General features: G+C 43.6%; 21 protein-coding genes. 17 read left to right on the top strand and 4 right to left on the bottom strand.

Features of this window, described 5'->3' with window-relative positions; all coding sequences use genetic code 11:
- The first annotated feature begins 44 nt into the window (after nt 1-44).
- The 3 genes from AM279_RS13145 to nudK all read left to right on the top strand — a co-directional run bounded on the left by AM279_RS13145 (nt 45) and on the right by nudK (nt 2,645).
- Complete coding sequence (locus AM279_RS13145) at nt 45-851, top strand: alpha/beta fold hydrolase (RefSeq protein ID WP_054408489.1); 807 nt, start codon at nt 45-47, stop codon at nt 849-851.
- Between the two features lie 348 nt (nt 852-1,199).
- Entirely contained in the window at nt 1,200-1,859 is a 660-nt protein-coding gene (locus AM279_RS13140; RefSeq protein WP_054408488.1) for a suppressor of fused domain protein, read from the top strand.
- Nucleotides 1,860-2,066: 207 nt separating this feature from the next.
- Nucleotides 2,067-2,645, top strand: a complete 579-nt coding sequence (gene nudK, locus AM279_RS13135; RefSeq protein WP_054408487.1) for a GDP-mannose pyrophosphatase NudK — start codon at nt 2,067-2,069, stop codon at nt 2,643-2,645.
- A 114-nt stretch (nt 2,646-2,759) separates the two neighbouring features.
- Here the strand turns inward: nudK and AM279_RS13130 are convergent, their stop codons facing one another.
- Nucleotides 2,760-3,221, bottom strand: a complete 462-nt coding sequence (locus AM279_RS13130) for a nuclear transport factor 2 family protein (protein WP_054408486.1) — start codon at nt 3,219-3,221, stop codon at nt 2,760-2,762.
- Nucleotides 3,222-3,418: 197 nt separating this feature from the next.
- Here AM279_RS13130 and AM279_RS13125 point away from each other — a divergent pair, with 197 nt between their 5' ends.
- From AM279_RS13125 to AM279_RS13100, 6 genes are all read left to right on the top strand, one after another.
- A complete protein-coding gene (locus tag AM279_RS13125; RefSeq protein ID WP_054408485.1) occupies nt 3,419-3,970 on the top strand; it encodes a DUF4256 domain-containing protein in 552 nt (183 codons plus the stop codon).
- An 11-nt stretch (nt 3,971-3,981) separates the two neighbouring features.
- A complete protein-coding gene (locus tag AM279_RS13120) occupies nt 3,982-4,371 on the top strand; it encodes a DUF1398 domain-containing protein (RefSeq protein WP_054408484.1) in 390 nt (129 codons plus the stop codon).
- Nucleotides 4,372-4,409: 38 nt separating this feature from the next.
- Nucleotides 4,410-4,874, top strand: a complete 465-nt coding sequence (locus AM279_RS13115; RefSeq protein ID WP_054408483.1) for a DinB family protein — start codon at nt 4,410-4,412, stop codon at nt 4,872-4,874.
- A 22-nt stretch (nt 4,875-4,896) separates the two neighbouring features.
- The gene (locus tag AM279_RS13110; protein ID WP_054408482.1) at nt 4,897-5,469 is read left to right on the top strand and encodes a hypothetical protein; all 573 of its coding nucleotides are present in this window, start codon (nt 4,897-4,899) and stop codon (nt 5,467-5,469) included.
- Nucleotides 5,470-5,563: 94 nt separating this feature from the next.
- A complete protein-coding gene (gene proC / locus AM279_RS13105; protein WP_054408481.1) occupies nt 5,564-6,343 on the top strand; it encodes a pyrroline-5-carboxylate reductase in 780 nt (259 codons plus the stop codon).
- A 440-nt stretch (nt 6,344-6,783) separates the two neighbouring features.
- Complete coding sequence (locus tag AM279_RS13100) at nt 6,784-7,563, top strand: Bax inhibitor-1/YccA family protein (protein WP_054408480.1); 780 nt, start codon at nt 6,784-6,786, stop codon at nt 7,561-7,563.
- A 69-nt stretch (nt 7,564-7,632) separates the two neighbouring features.
- Here AM279_RS13100 and dusB read toward each other — a convergent pair whose 3' ends face one another.
- Complete coding sequence (gene dusB / locus AM279_RS13095; protein ID WP_054408479.1) at nt 7,633-8,625, bottom strand: tRNA dihydrouridine synthase DusB; 993 nt, start codon at nt 8,623-8,625, stop codon at nt 7,633-7,635.
- A gap of 1,025 nt (nt 8,626-9,650) precedes the next feature.
- Here dusB and AM279_RS13085 point away from each other — a divergent pair.
- On the top strand, nt 9,651-13,526 hold the full coding sequence (locus AM279_RS13085; protein ID WP_082344229.1) for an immunoglobulin domain-containing protein: 3,876 nt from the start codon (nt 9,651-9,653) through the stop codon (nt 13,524-13,526).
- On the opposite strand, the gene AM279_RS20655 is transcribed toward AM279_RS13085, so the two are convergent.
- On the bottom strand, nt 13,527-13,676 hold the full coding sequence (locus AM279_RS20655) for a hypothetical protein (protein WP_160316449.1): 150 nt from the start codon (nt 13,674-13,676) through the stop codon (nt 13,527-13,529).
- Nucleotides 13,677-13,820: 144 nt separating this feature from the next.
- Here AM279_RS20655 and AM279_RS13080 point away from each other — a divergent pair, with 144 nt between their 5' ends.
- The 7 genes from AM279_RS13080 to thiL all read left to right on the top strand — a co-directional run bounded on the left by AM279_RS13080 (nt 13,821) and on the right by thiL (nt 22,150).
- Nucleotides 13,821-15,833, top strand: a complete 2,013-nt coding sequence (locus AM279_RS13080; RefSeq protein WP_054408476.1) for a T9SS type A sorting domain-containing protein — start codon at nt 13,821-13,823, stop codon at nt 15,831-15,833.
- Nucleotides 15,834-15,837: 4 nt separating this feature from the next.
- Nucleotides 15,838-16,059, top strand: a complete 222-nt coding sequence (locus AM279_RS13075; protein WP_074961651.1) for a hypothetical protein — start codon at nt 15,838-15,840, stop codon at nt 16,057-16,059.
- 202 nt (nt 16,060-16,261) lie between these two features.
- Complete coding sequence (gene lepA, locus AM279_RS13070; RefSeq protein ID WP_054408474.1) at nt 16,262-18,058, top strand: translation elongation factor 4; 1,797 nt, start codon at nt 16,262-16,264, stop codon at nt 18,056-18,058.
- Between the two features lie 94 nt (nt 18,059-18,152).
- Nucleotides 18,153-19,247, top strand: coding sequence for an AAA family ATPase (locus AM279_RS13065; protein WP_054408473.1), 1,095 nt, complete (start codon nt 18,153-18,155; stop codon nt 19,245-19,247).
- Nucleotides 19,244-19,930 (top strand): DUF4276 family protein, encoded by a 687-nt coding sequence (locus AM279_RS13060; protein WP_054408472.1) that lies wholly within the window; start codon nt 19,244-19,246, stop codon nt 19,928-19,930. The genes AM279_RS13065 and AM279_RS13060 overlap by 4 nt, the downstream gene beginning before the upstream one ends.
- A gap of 3 nt (nt 19,931-19,933) precedes the next feature.
- The gene (locus AM279_RS13055) at nt 19,934-21,004 is read left to right on the top strand and encodes a helix-turn-helix transcriptional regulator (protein WP_074961648.1); all 1,071 of its coding nucleotides are present in this window, start codon (nt 19,934-19,936) and stop codon (nt 21,002-21,004) included.
- A 90-nt stretch (nt 21,005-21,094) separates the two neighbouring features.
- Nucleotides 21,095-22,150, top strand: coding sequence for a thiamine-phosphate kinase (thiL, locus tag AM279_RS13050; protein WP_054408471.1), 1,056 nt, complete (start codon nt 21,095-21,097; stop codon nt 22,148-22,150).
- A gap of 72 nt (nt 22,151-22,222) precedes the next feature.
- On the opposite strand, the gene AM279_RS13045 is transcribed toward thiL, so the two are convergent.
- Nucleotides 22,223-22,516: integrase core domain-containing protein (locus AM279_RS13045; protein ID WP_152926071.1), on the bottom strand; the 294-nt coding region annotated here is incomplete at its 5' end.

Raw genomic sequence — 22,516 nt, 5'->3', positions numbered from 1 at the left:
TTAAAAAAGTACCCTTTGTGTTTAAAAAAAATAAACCTCAAAAAATGAAAGCATCGATAAGCATTATCACATTCTTTATCTTTTTAACGTGTCAGTCACAAGCTATTGACACATTAGTTGACGTAGGAAAACATAAACTTCTTTTTCACATTATAAAAGGTAAAGGCATGCCCATACTATTTGAAACCGGTGGAGGTGCAGATGGGAATGCCATGAATACTATTTTACAGCCAATAGCTGAAAAAACGGGGGCAACTTTAATAACGTATGATCGGGCCGGTTTCGGGCAAAGTACGGTAGATACTTTGGAAACGGATATCACAAAGCATGATATTTTACACGGAATTGAAGATTTAGAACTTGCTCTAAAAAAGTTAGGCTACAACGGCAATATCATGCTCGTTGCGCATTCCTACGGAGGATGGTATTCAACACTGTTCGCCGCAAGAAACCAGGAAAAAGTTAAGGGTGCCGTTTTAATAGATGTAAACCACGATTATTATACAGACGAATATCTTAGCGAAACTCTTGCACAACAAAAAAATGATATTGAAACCTGGAAAAACAATAATCCTGGATTTTATTATATGGCGGTTAATTTGAGAAGTACAGTTGAACTTATGAGAAAAACCCCTTTTCCCTCAAAAATTCCGGTTATTGATTTTGTAAATGGCATACCGTTTTGGAAAGATGCAGAAAAAATTGAACGTTGGAAAAAATGCCATAGGGACTTTGTTAATGCGCAAACCAATCGTATTGGAATAATCGCCACCGGGTGCGGACACCTGATTTATAATGATAACCCTGGTCTTGTTATTAATTCAATAGTTGAAATGTATAACAGAATTTAATAATAAAACGTCGCACACTTCCGCTCGCGCGAGCCTCTGGCTCGTGTAAACAGCAACCCTTTGTGTTCTTCCTTTGTGGCCTTCGTGCCTTTGTGTTAAAAAATTAAACTCCGAAAAGATCGCCGCGCTCCATGCCTCCGCCCGCGATGACAGCGCGTGAAGAAAGCTCCCTGTAGCTATTCCCCTCCCTCGGAGGGGTGCCCGTAGGGCGGGGTGGTTAAAACGCTTGTCATCCTGTCCCGCGCTATCGGGAGCCGAAGGGCGCGTTCCATCTTTATAAAACAATCATTTAACATACCCCCTGCCCAAACATCCGTATCTTAGGGGTTCACAACAAACAATACTGCTATGAGCAACCCTTTTCACGAACGCGAATTTTTTGACGAGCATATCGACTGGATATCAAGCCACATAGACCAGCATTTTCCCAATGCCGAAACAACCGTTTTTCACGAAATGTTTGCGCCCGACTTTAAAGTGCATGTCTACTTTATAAAACCGGCCAATGCCACGTACAACATACTGCTTACCGAGGGCATGAGCACCCTGGCCATGAACGTAAGCGACAACATAGAAAACAAAGACGACTACAAGTTTGCCGAACTCATGATGCTTATACCCAAAGACATTGAGTTTGACGATGTATATACCCCCGAATCTAAAAACGGCTACATTATAACCATGCTTAAAGAAACCGCGCGTTTTCCGCACCATTACAACACGTGGATAGGCGAGGGGCACTCAATTGTGTCCAGTGCCGAAATGGAGCCTTACAGCCCCGAAACACGCTTTGTGGGCGGAGTTATACTGCCGTCGGTTACCTTTGGCGAAGACGTAATGTGCATTCGCCGTGAGGGCGGTGTAATCAATATATACAGCTTTTTCCCGGTGTATGAAGATGAAGTGCGCTACAAGATAGATCATGGCTACCAGGGGTTCCTGCAACTACTTATAGATAACGATGCCAAAGAAATTTTAGACAACAACAGGCCCAGCCTGGTGGGGTAGAAGATTTTGCTTACCTTAAAAGACCGACGCGCTCCGTACCTCTGCTCGCAATAGCAATGTTTAAGAGTCTGAGTGTAGCTATTCCCCTCCCGCGGAGGGGTGCCCGTAGGGTGGGGTGGTTAAAATCCGCTTGTCACCCTGAGCTTGCCGAAGGGCGTGTTCCAAAAATCTTTCAATTTTTAAATCATTAAATCGTTCAATCAAAAAATGATAAAAGACATCCGCATCACAAAAACCGAAGTACTGTCAGACAACTGGTACACCCTGCGCAAGGTAACCTATGAATATACCAAGCCAAACGGCGCCGTAGTATCGCAACACCGTGAGGCGTACGACCGCGGCAACGGCGCCACCATACTGCTGTATAACAAAGAGCAGGGCACTGTAATTTTAACGCGCCAGTTCCGCCTGCCCACCTACGTAAACGGCAACCCAACCGGCATGATGATAGAAGCCTGCGCTGGCCTGCTGGACAAAGACAACCCTGAGGACTGCATACGCCGCGAAACCGAAGAAGAAACCGGCTACAAGGTAACCGATGTACGCAAGGTGTTTGAAAGCTATATGTCGCCCGGTTCGGTAACCGAGATTATTTACTTCTTTGTGGCCGAATATTCTAAGGATATGAAAGTAAGCGAAGGTGGTGGTGTAGACTATGAGGAAGAAAACATAGAAGTCCTGGAGATGGGCATTGACGAAGCCATGAACCTGGTGGCCACCGGCGAAATTAAAGACGCCAAAACCATCATGCTGCTGCAATATATAAAGCTTAACGGAATCCTTTAGTCTTGATTTTTAGATTGTTGGATTTTTAGATTATTAGATTGTTGGATTTTTCGATAGTTCGATTTACATCCGGTCGAATAATCGGAAAATCCAACAATCTAATAATCTAAAAGCCTATTCCTCAAAATTATCATAATAGGTAAAATCCTTTACAATCAGCCCGTTTTCAATGGTAAATACCGTACAGATGGGTAGTTCAAATTTAGAGCCGTCGGGCGCGGTGCCGGTAGATACAAACTCTACAATAATATTCTTTTCGCCAGATGGGTATACCTGCACCACACTGTCGTGCACATCGGTAAGCACTTCCTGTAATTCGGTGTATTTGTCTGCAATTTGCTTACGGGTTTGTTTTACAATGCCCGGCCCCAGCGATGGGTCTTTAAAATCGGCAGGCTCGGCATACATGGCAGCCATTTTTTGCCAGTCGTGATTGTTAAAGTGCTCAAAGTACTGTTTAACAAGCTTTTCGTTTGCAGATGTTGCTGTGCTTTCAGGTTTGGTGTTGGTGTCGGCCTTGGGGTTATTGCACGCAAAAACGGCGGCCAGGCACAAAAGAGAGGCAATTTTTTTCATGTTTTCTGGTAATTTTTTATGATTGGTTGAATAGCATAAACGTACTATAAAAATTGGTATAAACAAACCTGTTTTTTAGTGGTTTTCAGGGTTGTAAAACCCAATTCAAAAATGTGTTCGGTTATCTGTTTAAAAAATTTAGTAGCTTAGTCCTGTCTAAAAATCAAACCATCTAAAAATCCAACAATCTGAAAAAAATGAAGTTATCCCAAGAACAAACCGAAACACTGCTGGGCATACTCAAAACCCGTTTTGAAAAGCATACCAAACGTCACGAAGGCATAGCCTGGGCCGATGTAGAAGCAAAACTGCACGATAATCCCGCCGCGTTGTGGAGCATAGACCAGATGGAGGAAACAGAGGGCGAACCCGATGTTATAGGCATTGACCCCACAACCGGAGCCTTTATTTTTGCCGACTGCTCGCCCGAAAGCCCCAAAGGCCGCCGCAGCGTGTGCTATGACCCGCAGGCGCTGGAAAGCCGTAAGGAACACAAGCCTAAACACAGCGCCACAGGCATGGCTGCCGAAATGGGCATAACCCTTATGGATGAGGCACAATACCGCCACCTGCAAACCCTGGGCCCGTTTGATGCCAAAACCTCAAGCTGGGTACTGGCGCCAGATAATATTCGCAAGCTTGGCGGGGGTATTTTTGGCGATTACCGCTACGGCACGGTATTTATTTACCACAACGGCGCCGAAAGCTACTATGCCGCAAGGGGTTTCAGGGGTATTTTATACGTTTAAAACCATACTATATGTTTACAACAGAACAAATAAGCCAGGCGCACAGCAAAGTAAAATCGGGCGCTGATTTCCCGGCATACATACGCAATCTTAAGGCGCTGGGTGTGCTATATTATGAAACCTTTGTGCACGATGGCCATGCCGTTTATTATGGCACAGGCGGCTTTAAAACAGCATCGCAGCCTAAGTATGAACCTGTGGCTGTTGCCGGAACGCTAAACCTGCCACAGTTTAAGGCCGACCTGAAGCTCCACCAGCAGGGCGGCACTGATTATGCCACTTTCATAAGCCACTGTGCACAGCACGGCATTGTTAAATGGGCAATGGACTTAGAAAAAATGACCTGTACCTATTTTGATGCAGCAGGCAATGAGGTGCTTACCGAGCAGGTGCCGGGATAGGGTGTTCATCATTTTTGTATCTTTATAAAAACAACGCCATGAACCGCAACACGTTTATTGCCAACCGCCTGCGTGAGGTTTTCCTTAACGGGAAGTGGATTGCCAATACAAATTATAAAGAACAGTTAGAGGTTACAACGTGGCAGCAGGCGGTACATAAGGTGGCCAACCTTAATACCGTGGCAGCGCTTGCCTACCATATAAATTACTATCTGGGCGGGGTGCTGAAAGTGCTTAACGGCGGCACGCTTGATATTAGCGATAAATTTGCCTTTGATGTTCCGCCTATTGAAAGTGAGGCCGACTGGCAAAAGCTGGTCAGCCAACTTCTGGCTAATGCCGAAGCTTTTGCCCTTGCCGTTGAACAGCTGCCCGTTGAACAGTTTGGTGCTATATTTGTAGACGAAAAGTACAGTACGTACGGGCGCAACATAGAGGGAGTGCTGGAACACAGCTACTACCACCTGGGGCAAATTGTACTGATTAGAAAATTGATGGGCTAAGCCCTTTACAAAGATTACCAGAATGAAACCACTTATTACCCTGTTGTTTGCCCTTATCATGCTTCCTGCCTACAGCCAGGATACCGAAGCCGTGCCTGCGGCCAACTATTTTATGCAGGTAGATAAACAGGGTAAAACAACAGACAGCCTTATAAACGCTAAAGCGGCCGGCCTTGTGCGGATAGATGCCATGCCGCTTACCACAATAGCCGTAAACAACGCTACCGGCGAAGAAACCCCTGCAACCGTAAAAGGTACCGGCTTTTTTTACAACGGCAGGCTCATAAAACTATCAGTAGCCGGTGCAAACCAGGGGCTGCTGCCCAAAGGCTATGACGGCTGGTTTACCGAAAATTATTATTTTGGCACCGATGGCCTTATACTGGTGCTGGTACAGTGCCAAAACCCACCCGAGGGTGTAGGCAAGTGCGAAGGCCCTATGGGGCAGCACCGCATTTATTTTAAAGATAACTCGCTTTACAACCCCAAAACGTTCTCGCGCGTCAGGGTATGCGGGTGGCCGCCTGCTGCCATTATTGCAAAAGCTACCGTAGAGCAGGTTATAGCCCAGGCAGGGCAATATGCCAAAAGCTGAATGATTTACTGTTGATATTCGCCATGCACATATTGCATTAGCAACAATTTGCTATCTTAGTGCAACGCCAATAATCAATAGAAATCATCAAAATATGAACATCCACATAATAGGCGGGGGCAACCTGGGTGCAGCCATTGCAAAAGGCCTTGCGCAGTTTACTACAGGAAACAACATAACCGTTACCCGCCGCAACACACACCTTATAGAAAGCCTTAAAGGGCAGGGCATAAACGTGCAGGCAAATAATACTGCCGGTATTGAGATGGCCGACCTTGTTATCCTTGCCATTAAACCCTGGCAGACGGATGCCGTACTCGATGAAATACTGCCGCACCTTAATGGCAAAATCATAGCCTCTGCCGTAAGTGGTGTTACGCTGCAACACCTTAACCAGAGGGCAGGGGGCAGTAATGCCATCATCCGTATTATGCCAAATATAGCGGTAGAGTTTGGTGCTTCGGCTACCTGTGTCTCGGCATTGCCGCAGGATATGGAAAAAGCACAGCCGGTGGTAGCCCTTTTTAACCAAGTGGGCACCGCTGTTATTATAGACGAAAAGCTTATGGACGCCGCCACGGTTTTAGGTGCCTGCGGAACGGCTTTTGCGCTTCGTTATATTCGCGCCAGTATGCAGGCCGGTATAGAAATAGGCTTTGATGCCAAAACCGCCCTTGCTATTGCCGCACAAACCGCCCTTGGCGCTACCGAGATGCTGCTTAAAGAACAGGCACACCCCGAACAGCTTATAGATAAGGTTACTACGCCACAGGGCTGCACCATTGTGGGCCTTAACGAAATGGAGCACGAAGGCTTCAGTTCATCGCTCATAAAAGGCATTAAGACCTCTTTAAGAAAAATTAAGGAAGGATAGTTGAGACAATTGTTAAAATATGTTAACAAATCATTGTGTTAAAATTCGTTATTTAAATAATGAATATTTCAATTATTTGTAATTAAAATACAAAATGTTGATTTGTAATAACATAAATTATACCAGTCTGTGCTGTTTTTTTGCAGTAATTCAAATACTGAATAATGTGTTAAAAATGTTAAAGGAGTGTTAAAATCAATGTTAAAATTGTATTTCATCGATTTTATATGCGCTTCGTCGGATGTGGTTAGGAACTATTAAACAAAATAAATTATGTTTGCCCTATAAAAATAGCATTAGTAAAATTTAGATTTTACGGTATTTTTGGGGGCATAAAAAAGGGAAAACTATCAGTTTTCCCTTTTTTTATTTTACGGCATCATCTTTGCACTTTCCTCTTAAAATTTTTTACATTTGGCTTAGTTAACAATTTATATAAAATGCAACAGCAATCTAACAACCCGTTTTTTAAAAACAAAGAATTTAATTCGGCTCCGCAAACCACCTATTATAATGCCGATGGCTCTCCGGCTAACGTTATAGATTATAACGATACCATGACGGTTAACGGCGCTATGGCAAAAACAGCCATATTATTTGGGCTTTTACTGGCAGGTGCCCTTGTGCCGTTTTATCTTATAGCCCAGGGCATGAATTTTTATACCCCGGCTATTGTGTCTTTTGTTATAGCATTAATCATTGGCCTTTCGGTAGGCTTTGCGCCAAAACAATCGCGCTACCTGGCTCCGGCTTATGCGCTTTTTGAAGGTGTGGTTATAGGCAGTATTTCTATATTATTTGAAGTATATGTGCAGCCCGGCATTGTGCTACAGGCTGTAGGCGGCACTTTTGTAACGTTTATAGTGTGTTTGCTGCTGTACCGTTTCAGGGTGGTAAATGTAACAGAACGTTTTAAATCAGTGGTTATAGCAGCAACTATGGCGCTGTTTATATATTACCTGGTGTCTATGGTGGTGTCATGGGCATTTGGCATTACACTGTTTCACCATGGCAACTCGCTAATCAGTATTGGCTTTAGCATATTTGTTATTGTGCTTGCTGCGCTTAACCTGTTTCTTGATTTTGATATGATAGAAGAAGGTGCCGAACGCCGCCTGCCTAAATATATGGAGTGGTTCAGTGCCATGGGCCTTATGATGACCATGATATGGCTGTACCTGGAGTTTTTAAAGCTTCTTGCAAAACTAAACAGGGATTAATCCTTTTAGCTATACAAAACAAAACGGCCACGCATTGCGTGGCCGTTTTGTTTTTATAAAAAAGTACAGCTACACCGTTTGGCCTTCGCCATATTTGTGCAGTACCTCGTCAAACACGTCATAAATATCCTGAGCGGCATCCAGCGTAACCATTTTTTGGCGGTATTCTTTAAAGTTAGGAATACCTTTAAAATAGTTGGCATAATGGCGGCGGGTTTCTACAATGCCTACACGTTCGCCTTTCCACTCCATAGCCCATGTAAGGTGGTTGCGGGCAGCTTCAACACGATCCTGGACCATAGGCTCGGGCAGGTGCTGGCCGGTTTTAACAAAATGCTTTATTTCGTTAAAAATCCACGGATAGCCTATAGCGGCACGGCCTATCATAACGCCGTCTACACCATAGCGGTTTTTGTATTCAACGGCTTTTTCGGGGCTGTCTATATCACCATTACCAAAAATAGGTATAAATATGCGCGGGTTGTTTTTAACACGGGCAATGTGGCTCCAGTCGGCCTCGCCTTTATACATCTGGGCGCGTGTGCGGCCGTGTATGCTCAGGGCCTGAATGCCTGTATCCTGTAGGCGTTCTGCCACCTCGTCTATATTAATGCTGCTGTCGTCCCACCCCAGGCGGGTTTTAACGGTAACGGGCAGGCTGGTGCTGTTTACCACGGCTTTAGTAAGGCGCACCATAAGGTCTATGTCTTTAAGTACACCGGCACCGGCGCCTTTGCATACCACTTTTTTAACAGGGCAGCCAAAGTTTATATCAACCAGGTCAGGGTTTACGGTTTCTACAATGCGGGCGCTCATGGCCATTGCCTCTTCGTCTCCGCCGAAAATCTGTATGCCTACGGGGCGTTCATAATCAAAAATATCAAGTTTCTGGCGGCTTTTCATCGCATCGCGAATAAGCCCTTCACTGCTTATAAACTCGCTGAACATCAGGTCGGCACCATGTATTTTGCACAGCCTCCTAAACGGCGGGTCGCTCACATCTTCCATAGGTGCAAGCAACAGCGGAAACTCCGGTAACTCTATTTTCCCAATCTTAACCATCTTCATTCTTTTGTGCAAAGGTACAATTAAGTTATAAAGTCTTAAAATTGAAACCCATAAAGTACATATTGGCTGGTATATGTTAAAATTTAGTGCGCATAAAATTCCGGTTTAAAACTTTAACACTTGGCTTTAAAATCTGAAAACCCTTACAAACAGGGCGTTTTAGAGCGGTAATAAAAGGCGTGCATAAGAAAAATATATAGTGGGATAAATTTTAACAATAAATGTTAAAGGTTTGTTAAGATTTTTAACATACCTTTGCTGTGTTGGATAAGGAGATGGTTAGCCCCCAAGATACCTTAAACTCTACTTCAAAATATAAAGATGTATAGAATTTGCCCCCAATTTTATACTGATTAGTCCCCCAAACTTTTACAAAACAAGCACTTACACGCCCCCTAACGTAAGTGCTTTTTTTATTGGTCTAATTTAGTTTTTTATGATTCAGGCTGTATTTGCCACTTTTAGTTGTTAAAATAAATGTTAAAATTTATAAAAAACACGCTAACAAATTTTGTTAAATTTTAACATTTCAATCTTAAAATTCAGATCGATTTTTAATCGATACACTACCTGATTAGACGTAAATTAAATCGATGAAGTGTTAAAATACCTAAAAAAGTAGAAATTATAGGTGTAATAAATACCGTTATTTCGATACTCTGTTGCAAAAACAATCAATTTTAAGATGTTAAAATCAGGATTTGAAATTTTTTCAGCCAACATTGTCTTTTTTTCATAAAAATGCCACAGCCCCTTATTTTTCTGAAACTCCGCATTTAACTTTATCGTAGTTAGCAATGGTTGTGGCAGGAGGTATAAATTTCGGCTATAACCATATAAGAATATAGTATTGTGCAGTGCTAAATGCAGGGTAGCGTATGCTAAATTTGTAAGTGTTAAAGAAATCTTAAAATTTAAGATTCGTTAAGAAAAAGTTTCCTTTAACATTTTTTAACTTTTGTTGAAAAAGCATTGTGGAATTTGGGTTTTTAATTTGTAATTAATTTTAAATTAACTATATGAGGGTTCGAAAAATTACTTCTTTACAGAGGCAGCTATGCTATTTGCTGTTTTTGTTTACATCGGCGGGCTTTGCACAGTCGGTTACGGGCAATAGCCCCCAAAAGGTTACCCACCGCACCAGTGTTACTATTATTGGTACAGGGTTTACCTCGACATCTACGGTAAGGTTATATACCGGTACTGACTATGCTACAACCAGTACTGCTTATGTATTGCCTACGCAAACTACTTTTGTGTCTGCTACAGAGCTTCGCATTATCCTGCCGACAGTAGTTGCGGCTAACACAGCCGAGGTTACACGTCATTACAGGGTGGTTAACGGCTCTGGGGCATCAGCTACATTTTCTGCGGAGAGAAGCTATACTTATATACCGCCCTACACTATTGCAGGATCTGGTGTTACAGAAATAGTTACTAACTGGGCTAATGGCGCTTCAACAGCATGGAAGTCTACATCTACCAGTAACAACCCTAACCAGCCCGATAATTCACACAGTATGATGGGCTTTAGGTATGGTGGTACACTATACAGTACCGGTAATGAAGACAATATTACAGGTGTGCTAAACGCTGCCGGATATACAGCCGGGGCTACAGGTACAGGTTCAAACTTTGTTACCGGAAACTTTAGGGCACTGCCTATTAAAGACATTCTTGGTAGTGTGCCAAGCAGCGGGCCAAACCTTATAGTATTAGCCAGCAGGGTAGACGGTAGCCCTAACACACAAATACCTACTGCGCCAAACGTGGCAGGCCTTACAATACGTAATGTACTTATTGATGGTACACGCGGCCTTAACATAGGTACAGGTACAACTAACCTGCCTCCTACTGCAGTGCTTACTTTTGAGGCTACAAACATTATTACAAACAACGTAAGCGATGGTGTGCCGGATATTATTGTATCTCAGATTGCTGAGCCTACAGATGGTTCATACTCTGTATATTCGTTTATAGATGATGCAGGTAACATTGTGGGCCGCCCGGTTCAGGTTGCTTTTAACTCTGTTGCCTCATTAGGTAAATACAAGAGCGACTTCTTTACCCTGCCTACAGGCCAGCCGCTTAACACGGCGCAGATAAACGGCTCTATGCTAATTGGTGCTACTACACGCGACATAAGGTTGGTGGCCTATAAAATTGGCGATTTTAATGTAACATCTGCAAATGCTGTAGATGCCAAGAAATTTAAAGTAATGCCAAGCGGTACCAGCGACCCTGCGTTTATGGCGTACAACAGGAACCGTTTCCAGATTCCTGCACCCGAAATTACAGGCCAGCCAGCCAGCCAGGCTATATGCCCGGGTGGTTCTACAAGCTTCCAGGTAACGGTGGCTTCTACATCAAGCGGTACTGAAACCCCTACTTTCCAGTGGGAGAAAAACGGAGTGCCTGTAGTAGATGTGCCAGGACATATTTGGGGTGCTACTACTAATACCCTTACTATAAACCCTGTTAATGCTTCAGATGCTGGTGCTTACAGGTGCCTTATAACTAATACTGCGGGTTCTGCGCTTTCTAACAACGCTTACCTTAACACTATTATCAATGCAGGCCCTGATGTAACGGTGTGTCAAACTGCTGCAACTGCAAACATACCGCCGCTTGAAGTAAGTGCGCTGGGCAACAACCCTGTTTATGAGTGGTATAGCAATACTGTATATAATAACACTACAGGTACACTAATTGCAAGTGCTACTACTGCTACTTATTATCCGCCAATGACTGTTGGTACAAGATACTATTATGTTAAGTCGCGCCCATCAAGCCTTAACAACTGTCCTGGTGCCGTAGTTACATCTGAACCTATGGAGTATAACGTGGTGGCAACAGCACAGGGTGGTGTTGTTACACCTGCTGTTCAGGCAGTATGCCCTAACGGTAATGCCTACATTACACTTTCAGAGCACACAGGTGCTATACAGTGGCAGGTTTCGTCTACAGGTGGCGCCAGCGACTCAGAGTGGACTAATATTCTGCAAAGTACTACCACTACTTACAATACGCCGTCACTATACGTTGCAAACGTAGGTACTGCTACTACATACTACAGGGCTAAACTAACCAGTAACTGTGGTACTGCAACATCTCCTGTAGCTGTTGTAAACACTAATGACAACTTTGCGTGGACCGGTACTATAAATACAGACTGGAGCCTTGCAGGCAACTGGTCTTGTAACTCAATACCTACCATTGCTACAACCGTAACAATACCGGCAGGTACACCATTCCAGCCGCACGTATATGGCATAAAAGGCTTTGCTAAAACAATAACCGTTCAGGAAGGTGCAGTAGTAACTGTAGACCCTGCCGGTACTCTTGAAGTAGCACAGGCTGTAAACGTAGCCGAAACAGGTTCGTTTGTGGTAGAAAACAACGGTGCGCTTGTGCAAAATGCAATTGACACAGCTAACACAGGTGTGTTTACAGTAAAACGTAACAGCAACGCCCTTTACAGGTTAGACTATACACTTTGGTCTTCTCCGGTATCTGGCCAAAATCTTGTAGATTTCTCTCCGCAAACTGCCACAGGCCGTTTCTATGAGTACCGCTATGGCTTAGGCCCTGAGGCTCTTACAACAAACCTTGAGCAGTACCACTATTATGCTAACCCATCGGCAATAAGCTTTGATGCAGCAAGGGGCTACCTTATCCGTATGCCTAATAGCCTGCCAGCTATAACCGGTTACAATGCAGGTACAGCTACCCATGTATTCCCGGGTATATTTACAGGAACAGCACACAACGGTAGCTACTCTCCTGCACTTACACTTAACAGTGTAAACCAGGCAGGCCACTACTATGCAGTTGGTAACCCTTATCCGTCTCCAATAAGTGTAGCGTCATTCTATAACGATACTGATAACTCATCTAAAATAGAAGCAGGTTCTGCACTATACTTCTGGAGGAAGAAAAACAACTCTACCGTGGTAAGTTATGCAATACTTACTATGGCCGGCCTTACCACAAACTCTGGTACTCCTGGTTTTGGTGGAGAAGGTAATGCGCAGTTTTACACGGGTAACACAGGCGGCAGTACAGCCTATAACGCTTCTTGGATCATTTCTCCGGGCCAGGGCTTCCTTGTTAAGCTTAGGGAAACAGCAACAGGAAACGTAACGTTTAAAAACAGCATGCGTGTACCTGCAACTACAACTGCTACAGAAACCGCAGGCCAGCCGTTCTTCAGGACTGCACAAAACAACAACGCTCCGTCTCGCTACTGGCTAAACTTTAGCGATGCTACAGGTGCTTATAGCCAAACCCTTGTAGCTTACAGCGAAGAAGGCACGCTGGGTGTAGACTATGGTTATGATGGTTATGACCTTGGTGAAGGCAACATGAGGATGTACTCTGTAGAGTCTGGCATTAACTTTAGCATACAGGCAAGGCCTGAGTTTAACCAGACAGACGTGGTGCCTATGGGCTTCGGCGTAGCTACAGCAGGCCAGTATACAATAAGCCTTAACGATAAAGACGGTTTGTTTGCCGAAGGCCAGCAAATATATCTTAAAGACAAAATGCTGGGTACAACCTACAACCTTGCAGATGGAGACTATATCTTTAACACAGGTGCAGGCGAATTTGCAGACAGGTTTGAGGTGGTTTATGTAACCGATGCCCTTAGCAACCCTGGTTTTGAACTAAACAGTGTATATGTATACAAACAAAACGGCACAAACACTATTAACGTAAACAGTGGTTCTCTTGAGCTTACAGGTGTTAAAGTGTTCGATATCCGTGGCAGGGAGCTTTACAACGGTGCTGCTACAGGAACCGAGGCTGCTGTTAGCCTTAACATTGCACAGCAGGTAGTAATTGTAGAAGTTACAACAACTACAGGCAAGGTTAGCAAAAAAATCATATTTTAATTAGACGAATCCGGATATTACGGTCTTCCACACCCCCTGGAAGATAGAGCCGGAAGGATAGGTCGAGATAATTTTTACCCCCAATACCAGGTGCGTGCTGTGTTTTACAGCACGCACTTTTTTTGTGGCTTTTTTTGAGTGGCTTTTCATCTTAAGAGAATTTGGCAAAGCGTTATTTTTTTTAATTAATAATTAACTGAAAGCGAGCGGTTTTTAACAGGTTTAAAACAATGGTTTAACCCGTATCCGTAGTTCTTTGTAGTATCATTCAACACCCAAAATATTGATGCTACTATGACAAAAATTATTACAAAAAAAACTTCAGTGCTGGCAATAGCTTTATTTGCCACACTTGGCACGTTTGCACAAACAAGCGTGTGGACGGGGGCTATAGACAACAATTGGAACAATGTATCTAACTGGTCGTTAAATGCAATCCCTACACTGCAAACAGATGTACAGATTGTACACACATCGGGCAACTACCCGGTTATTGACGGCGAGGATGGTTCGGCCGAATGCCGCAATATAACAGTAGATAATGATGCCTCTATTACCCTTAACGGATATGGTGTGCTGCGCATATCGGGCACTGTATCGGCAAGTAATACCATAAGCGCTTTGGGTGGTACGGTGTCTTTTATAGGTACTACACCACAAACGCTGCCTGCCGGTGCATTTTTTAACGGTGCGGTTTACAGCCTTACTACAAACAACGCCCAGGGTGTAACACTTAATGGTGCGCTTGCAGTAAACGGTGTTTTAACGTTGCAAAACGGTACATTCAATACATCAAATGCCTTAACCCTTAAAAGCAATGCACAAAACACCGCCAAGGTTGCAGAATCTGCCGGCAGCATTGCGGGTAATGTAACGGTAGAGCGTTATATTCCGGCGCGCAGGGCATTCCGTTTCCTTAGCTCGCCTACAACCGGCGGAACAATAAACAGCAACTGGCAGGAAGGCAGCCCGGCTACAGACCCTGTGGGTCTTGGTACAGATATTACAGGAACAGGTGGTGCAGCTAACGGCTTTGATGCTTCGGGCTCTAACAACCCATCGCTGTTTACCTTTGATAATGAAACCGCAACATGGGAGGCTGTTACTACTACTAATATAGATCTTGAAGCCGGTGTGCCATACAGGATGCTGGTGCGTGGAGACAGGGCTGTAGACCAAACCAGTAATGCAGCAGTTGCTACTGCTACCACACTGCGCACTACAGGTACACTTACTACCGGAAATGTACTGGTAAGCAACCTTAGCCCCGCAGCCGGTGCGTTTAACTTTGTGGGCAACCCATACCAGGCAACTGTAGATGTACAGGAGTTGCTTGCAGATGCCGGTGCAACAAATGTTAATGCAAACTTTTACTACGTTTGGGACCCAACCGTTAACACAAGGGGTGCTTATGTAACTGTAAATGTAGATGCCAATACAAATTCAAACCCAAGTTCAGTCGCTAATAAATACCTGCACCCGGGTCAGGCTTTTTTTGTAGAAACAGCTGCTGAAGGAACTGCATGGCTTACGTTTAAGGAATCTCATAAATACACAAACGGCACCAGTACACCTAACCTGTACAGGACAAATTCTGATAACGAAGGCGCTGCAATTGCACTTACGCTATATACAGATGAAAGCCTTGCGGCTAACGGCCCTTCGGCAGACGGCCTTGTAGTGCGCTTTGATGATGCATACAGCAATGATGTTGACGCTTTTGATGCTAAAAAACCTGCTAACCAGGATGAAAGTATAGCACTTGTAACCAATGGCCAAAACCTGAGCTACGAAAGCAGGGCAATGCCGGTAGATGGCGAAACCCTTGCGCTTTCGGCTACTACATACCGAGCGGCTAACTATACATTTAAGGCTAATACAAATGGTTTAAACGGAGTTTCAGCATGGCTTAAAGATAATCATACAAACACGCTTACAGAGCTGCAAAACAACGCCGAAACGCTTTACAGCTTTACGGTTGCCGAAGGCGAAGCCGGTTCTGTTGCCGAAGGCAGGTTTGAAGTTGTATTCCAGTCTACCCTTTCTGTAAATAACCCATCTGCTGCACAGTTCTCGGTATATCCTAACCCTGCAACAGGCTCAACATTTAATGTGGCGCTTGCCGGTGCCGAAGAAATTACCGTAACGCTTTACAACCAGTTGGGCCAGGCAATAGCTGCACAGGCTACACCTGCCGGCGATACCTTTACTATTACCCCCCAAACCCAACTTACCGATGGTCTGTATATGGTAGAAATAACTTCAGGCTCAAAAGTATATAACTCAAAAATAATCGTAAAACACTAAAGCTATGAACACTATTGTAACCCCCATGAAAAGATTCTATGCCCTTACAGCATTGTTGTTTATGATGTTTGCCCCGCTAAGCATAAACGCACAGCCGGGTTTTCAGGAAACCGTAGATGATGAATCTACATCAACAGCCCCTATTAACGGCTATGTATATGCCGGTGTACTGGCTGCCGGTATTATAGGTTATGCCGCCACAAGGCAAAAAAAAGCCACAGTATAAACGTTACCTAAATACACTTGTTAAAAAGGCGCATGCAGCAAACCTGTATGTGCCTTTTTTATTTGATACTGCCCTGCTTTGCAACTCGCTAACTTTAACTATATTTGCCCATTAATTCCCGTACCTTTATACAGTACAGCCTCCGGATGTCATCCTGAGCCTGTCGAAGGAAAAAGGAACAGAAAAGAGATAACAGACGAAGATGAAGCATATCAGGAATTTTTGCATTATTGCCCACATAGACCACGGTAAAAGTACCCTGGCAGACAGGCTTCTTGATGCCACGCAAACCGTAACGGCGCGCGAGCAGCAGGCACAGCTACTGGACAATATGGACCTTGAGCGTGAGCGTGGTATTACCATTAAAAGCCACGCCATACAAATGGAATATACCTACAAGGGCGAGCAATACATACTTAACCTTATAGATACCCCGGGCCACGTAGACTTTAGTTATGAGGTATCGCGCTCTATTGCAGCGTGCGAAGGCGCACTGCTTATTGTAGATGCCGCACAAAGCATACAGGCACAAACCATAAGCAACCTGTACCTGGCGCTGGAAAACGACCTGGAAATAATCCCCGTACTTAATAAAGTCGACCTGCCAAGCGCCAACCCTGAGGAGGTAAGCGATGATATTGTAGACCTTTTGGGCTGTAAGCTTGAGGATATTATCCCTGCGTCTGGCAAAACAGGCCTTGGTGTAGAAAATATACTTGCGGCTATTATAGAGCGTATCCCTGCTCCAAAGGGCGACCCGGAAGAGCCGCTACAGGCGCTTATATTCGACTCGGTGTATAACCCATTCCGTGGTATTGAGGTTATCTTTCGTGTAAAGAACGGAACCATAAAAAAAGGCCAGAAAATTAAATTTATGGCTACCGGCAACGAATATTTTGCCGATGAAATTGGTACACTTAAACTAAACCAGGTACCCAAGCAGGCCGTTAGCGCCGGCGACGTGGGCTACCTGATAAGCGGTATAAAAGAAGCACGCGAGGTTAAGGTGGGCGATACGCTTACCGATGCCAAAAACCCTACCCAAAACATGGTAAGCGGTTTTGAAGACGTAAAGCCCATGGTATTTGCCGGTATTTACCCGGTTGATACCGAAGATTATGAAGAGCTGCGCAACTCTATGGAAAAACTGCAGCTTAACGATGCTTCACTGGTGTTTGCAGCTGAAAGCTCTGCGGCGCTGGGCTTTGGTTTCCGATGCGGTTTCCTGGGCATGCTGCACATGGAAATCATACAGGAACGCTTGGAGCGCGAGTTTAACATGACGGTTATTACTACCGTGCCTAACGTGTCGTATCTCGCTTATACCAAGAAAGAGCCTGAAAAACCCATTATTGTAAATAACCCTTCCGACCTGCCTGAGCCGTCTAAGCTAAGCCATGTAGAGGAGCCATACATTAAGGCAACCATCATTACAAAATCTGATTTTGTGGGCAACGTAATGAGCCTTTGTATAGAGAAACGTGGTTTGATTACTAACCAAACGTACCTTACTACAGAGCGTGTGGAGCTTACCTTTGATATGCCGCTGGCCGAGATTGTATTCGACTTTTATGACAGGCTTAAAACGGTTTCTAAAGGCTACGCCTCGTTTGACTATACGCCTATTGGCATGCGCACCTCTAAACTGGTACGCCTTGACGTGCTGCTTAACGCACAGCCGGTAGATGCACTTAGCGCCCTGATTCACGAAGACAATGCCTACAACATTGGTAAAAAAATGTGCGAAAAGCTGAAAGAGCTTATCCCGCGCCAGCAGTTTGATATTCCTATACAGGCGGCTATTGGCGTTAAGGTTATCAGCCGCGAAACGGTTAAGGCCCTCCGCAAAGACGTTACCGCCAAGTGTTACGGTGGTGATATTTCGCGTAAGCGTAAACTTCTTGAAAAACAGAAAAAAGGTAAGAAACGTATGCGCCAGGTGGGCAACGTTGAGATTCCGCAGGAAGCGTTTATGGCGGTACTGAAGCTGAATGACTAAAGGTTATTTTGAATTTTAAATTCTGAATTTTGAATTATAGACCCGGTGCAGATGTGCCGGGTTTTTTTTGTAAGTTTGAGTATTAATATTATCAATGATAAACAAGTTAGAAATACAAGGATATAAATCTATAAGACAATTAGATTTGGAATTGAAGCCAATAAATGTACTTATTGGTTCAAATGGTGTAGGTAAATCTAATTTTATTTCTTTTTTCAAACTCCTAAATATTATTTACGAACAAAGGCTTGAGAATTACTCAAAAACTGAAGGAGCAGATAATTTACTCCATTTTGGGAGAAGACAAACTGAATTTATTGAAGCCCATGTTGAGTTTAACGAAACTAATGCTTACAGCTTTAAATTGCAGCCTACTAACGATAATAAATTATTTATATCAGAAGAATCAACAGGTTTTAATAAATCTAAGGGAGGCAATCCTGCGTGGTATGGGCATGGCTGGGCATGGAATGGAATAAATAGTAATAGTGATGAAAGCTTTATAAGAAATAGTACGGTTGGAATAAGCTCTTATGTAAATTTATACTTGAAATCTTTTAAAATATATCATTTTCACGACACAAGTAGTGACGCGCCTTTAAGATCTGCGAGTCAACTAAATGACAATTCGTACCTGAAGGAGAATGGCAGCAATTTACCATCATTTCTATATTATTTGCAAGAAGTCTATCCCGCAAATTTCAAAAAAATAGAAAGGATTGTAAAATCTATTGCGCCTTTTTTTGAGAGATTTGACTTAAAACCTGACAGACTCAATTCTTCAAGAATAACTTTAGAATGGATTGAGAAAAATCATCCTGAAAATTATTTTAATGCAAGTCATTTCTCAGATGGTACAATAAGGTTCATTGCATTGGCAACACTGTTATTGCAACCTGAGCTTCCTAAAACAATTATTATTGATGAGCCTGAACTTGGATTACATCCTGTTGCTATCAACAAATTAGCAGGTCTTATAAAAAAAGCTTCTGCGCAAAGCCAGATAATTATATCAACTCAATCAGTAAACCTTGTGAATAATTTTGATGCAGAAGATATAATTACCGTTGATAGGGGGAACAGCCAATCAGAATTTAAAAGGCTTGAAAACGAAAGTTTGCAAAACTGGCTTCAGGACTACAGCATGGGAGACCTATGGATTAAAAATGTAATAGGTGCACGGCCATGAGGGATTTATATTTTGTAGTAGAAGGTGAAACAGAATTAGAGTTTGTTGAACAAATTTTAATTCCTTATTTCTATAAGCAAGGCATTAATGGTCATTTGCAGGCTTTGATTATTACAATGAGCGGTGGCGGGCACGGATTTAACAATATTCAACATTTTTTAAATACAGTAGAGCCAGTACTACATTATTCAAACCAACCTATTGTTACAACATTAATTGACTTTTTTAGATTAAATAGTGAAACAAAACTTCCAGGCTATTCAGGTTGTTTAGGTATAAATTTGACAGATGATAAAATAGACTATTTACAGCAAAAACTAAATGATGCAGTCCAAACTGTAATTCCTTACCGTTTTTTCATTCCGTACATTCAAAAACATGAAATGGAAACGCTTTTCTTCTCCAATCCGGAAGAGGGATTTTATCTTGAAGATGAAAAGATAATAAATGATGTTTTGGCAGTAACCAGGCAATATGGTAATGTAGAAGATATTAATGGCACAGAAGCAGGTGCTCCATCAAATAGGCTTAAAGCTATCTATGAGTTACATGGACAACGGTATGAGAAGACAGTGGATGGGATTAATATTGCTGAATTAACGGGGATAGAAATTATTATCGAAAAATGTCCGCGCTTTAAGGGCTGGATTGAAAATCTCTTACACGCTCTGAATAATTGGTAACCCATGCACGACAACCCTAAAAAATTCGACCGCATTGTTGCCATACTCATCCAGCTGCAATCGCGCAAGGTGGTAAAGGCGCAGGACCTGGCCGAACGTTTCGGTGTAAGCCTGCGCACCATATACCGCGACATCCGTACGCTTGAAGCTTCGGGCGTGCCGCTGTATGGCGAGGCCGGAACGGGGTACTCATTAGTTGACGGCTACAGGCTGCCGCCGGTAATGTTTACGCGCGAGGAAGCCGCCAGCTTTATTGCCGCCGAAAAGCTCATGCAAAAGTTTACCGATAAGAGTTTAGGCGAAAGCTATAACAGCGCCATGTTTAAAATAAAGGCCATTTTAAAAGAGGTAGACAAAGACTGGCTGCAACATATGGAAGAAAACGTACTCATGCAGCAAACGTTTCCTGTTACGCAGCTATCAGTGCCCAACGCGCTGGGGGTGCTTTTCAGCGCCGTAGCCGAAAAGAAATGTGTCAACCTGCACTACCAGGCGTTTGATGCAAATCAGGCCAGCACGCGCATTATAGAGCCCGTGGGCATATTTCACGACCACAGCAACTGGTATGCCATGGCCTATTGCCACCTGCGCAGCGATTACAGGCAATTCCGTACTGATAGGGTACAGTCTATAGAGCTTACACAGCAGCCGTTTACAAAACAGCACCAGCCGCTGGAACATTACATCCAGCGCGAAAAACAACAATACCCCACCACCCGCGTACGGATATTGGTGCGGGCAGATAAAGTCCGTTTTTTAAGCAACGACCGCTACTATCACGGGTTTGTGAGCGAAACTATAACACCCGATGGGGTGGAGATGGTGTTTGAATCGCAAAATATAACCGAGTGGTTTCCCCGCTGGTACTTAATGTATGCCGATTATGCCACCATACTCGAACCCGAAGAACTCAAGGAAAACGTACTGAAAATCATGGAGCGCTACCGCGGGCATTTAGATTCTGATGATAAAATTACACAATCACATCAGGATTTGGTTTTGAGTAGAGTAAAGAAATCTAAAGAAAATCCTCAACGGCTCCTTGATTGGGATGAGGTTTCTAAAAAGTTATAGATTTGACTTTATAACTTTCGGTTTTCTAACCTTATGACTTAATTGTAACTTTGTCACTTTGTAACTCTGCTACTTTGCAACTCTAAAAAAATGATTGAAGACAAAAACCAGCAACGCACCGGGCTTGCCGCTCTGGGCGAATTCGGGCTTATAGAGCACCTTACGCAAAATATAGAAATCAAGCAGCCGTCTACCCTTACAGGCATAGGCGATGATGCCGCCATACTTGATTTTAAAGATAAAAAAGTGGTAATAAGTACCGACCTGCTTATCGAGGGCGTGCATTTTGACCTGGGCTACATGCCGCTAAAGCACCTGGGCTACAAGGCCGTGGTGGTAAACCTGAGCGATATTGCCGCCATGAACGCCACGCCTACCCAAATAACCGTGAGCATTGCTGTGAGCAACCGCTTTCCCGTTGAGGCGCTTGATGAGTTGTACGACGGTATCAAGCTGGCTGCAAAAGGCTACAATGTAGATATAGTGGGGGGCGACACCACATCATCACAAAAAGGGATGATACTAAGCATTACCGCCATAGGCGAGGCTGATGCCGAAGACCTGGCTTACCGCAACGGTGCCGGAGATGGCGACCTGCTTGTGGTTACCGGCGATGTGGGTGCTGCATACATGGGCCTTCAGGTTTTGGAACGCGAAAAACAGGTATTCCAGGTTAACCCAAACAACCAGCCTGATTTAGATGGCTATAGCTACCTTATAGAGCGCCAGCTGAAGCCCGAAGCACGTACCGATGTAAAAGCCATCTTAAAAGGGCTTGAAATTGCCCCTACAAGCATGATTGATGTGAGTGACGGACTGAGCAGCGAGATTATGCACCTGTGCAGGCTGAGTGGGGTAGGTTGCAACCTGTATGAAGAAAAAATTCCGGTTGATCCGCAGCTTATCAATACCTGCGAGGAGTTTAATATAGACATTACCACCGTAGCTATAAACGGCGGAGAAGACTACGAACTGCTTTTTACCATTAAGCAGGATGATTATGATAAAATAAAGGGCAACCCTAACTTTACCATCATTGGGCACCTGACCCAGCAAAGTGAGGGCACACACCTTATAACCCGTGCCAATACCAAAATCCCGCTTAAATCAAGAGGGTGGAATGCACTAAGCAACGATGAAGCATAAATAGCTTTAGAAATACCAATGACTAGTCCTAAAATAACGATACAGGATTAATAATAGTAAAAATACATTTTTTTAGACAGAAGTAGCTTTCGGGTTACTTCTGTTTTTTGTTTTATAGGTTTTCATTTTGATACTGCTTTGCAGGTGCATTTTGTTTGGAGTCAGCATATAATTTGACCAATGTGGCCTGATTTGATTATACTTATTTATAACCTCCGCTACCAGCTTTTTCATTAATGATAATTCAAGATGGTAAGCGTCAATCATAAACTCCTGTTTTAATATTCCATTTACCCTTTCCGCTACTGCATTTTCATAAGGATCTGAGTTTTGAGTCATACTACATTTCAAGTTACATTTTTTTAA

The sequence above is a fragment of the Flavobacterium akiainvivens genome (assembly GCF_001278115.1).
Taxonomy (GTDB): Bacteria; Bacteroidota; Bacteroidia; order Flavobacteriales; family Flavobacteriaceae; genus Flavobacterium; species Flavobacterium akiainvivens.
Note: the sequence above shows the minus strand (reverse complement) of the source record. Positions and strands in the feature narration are given on the sequence as shown.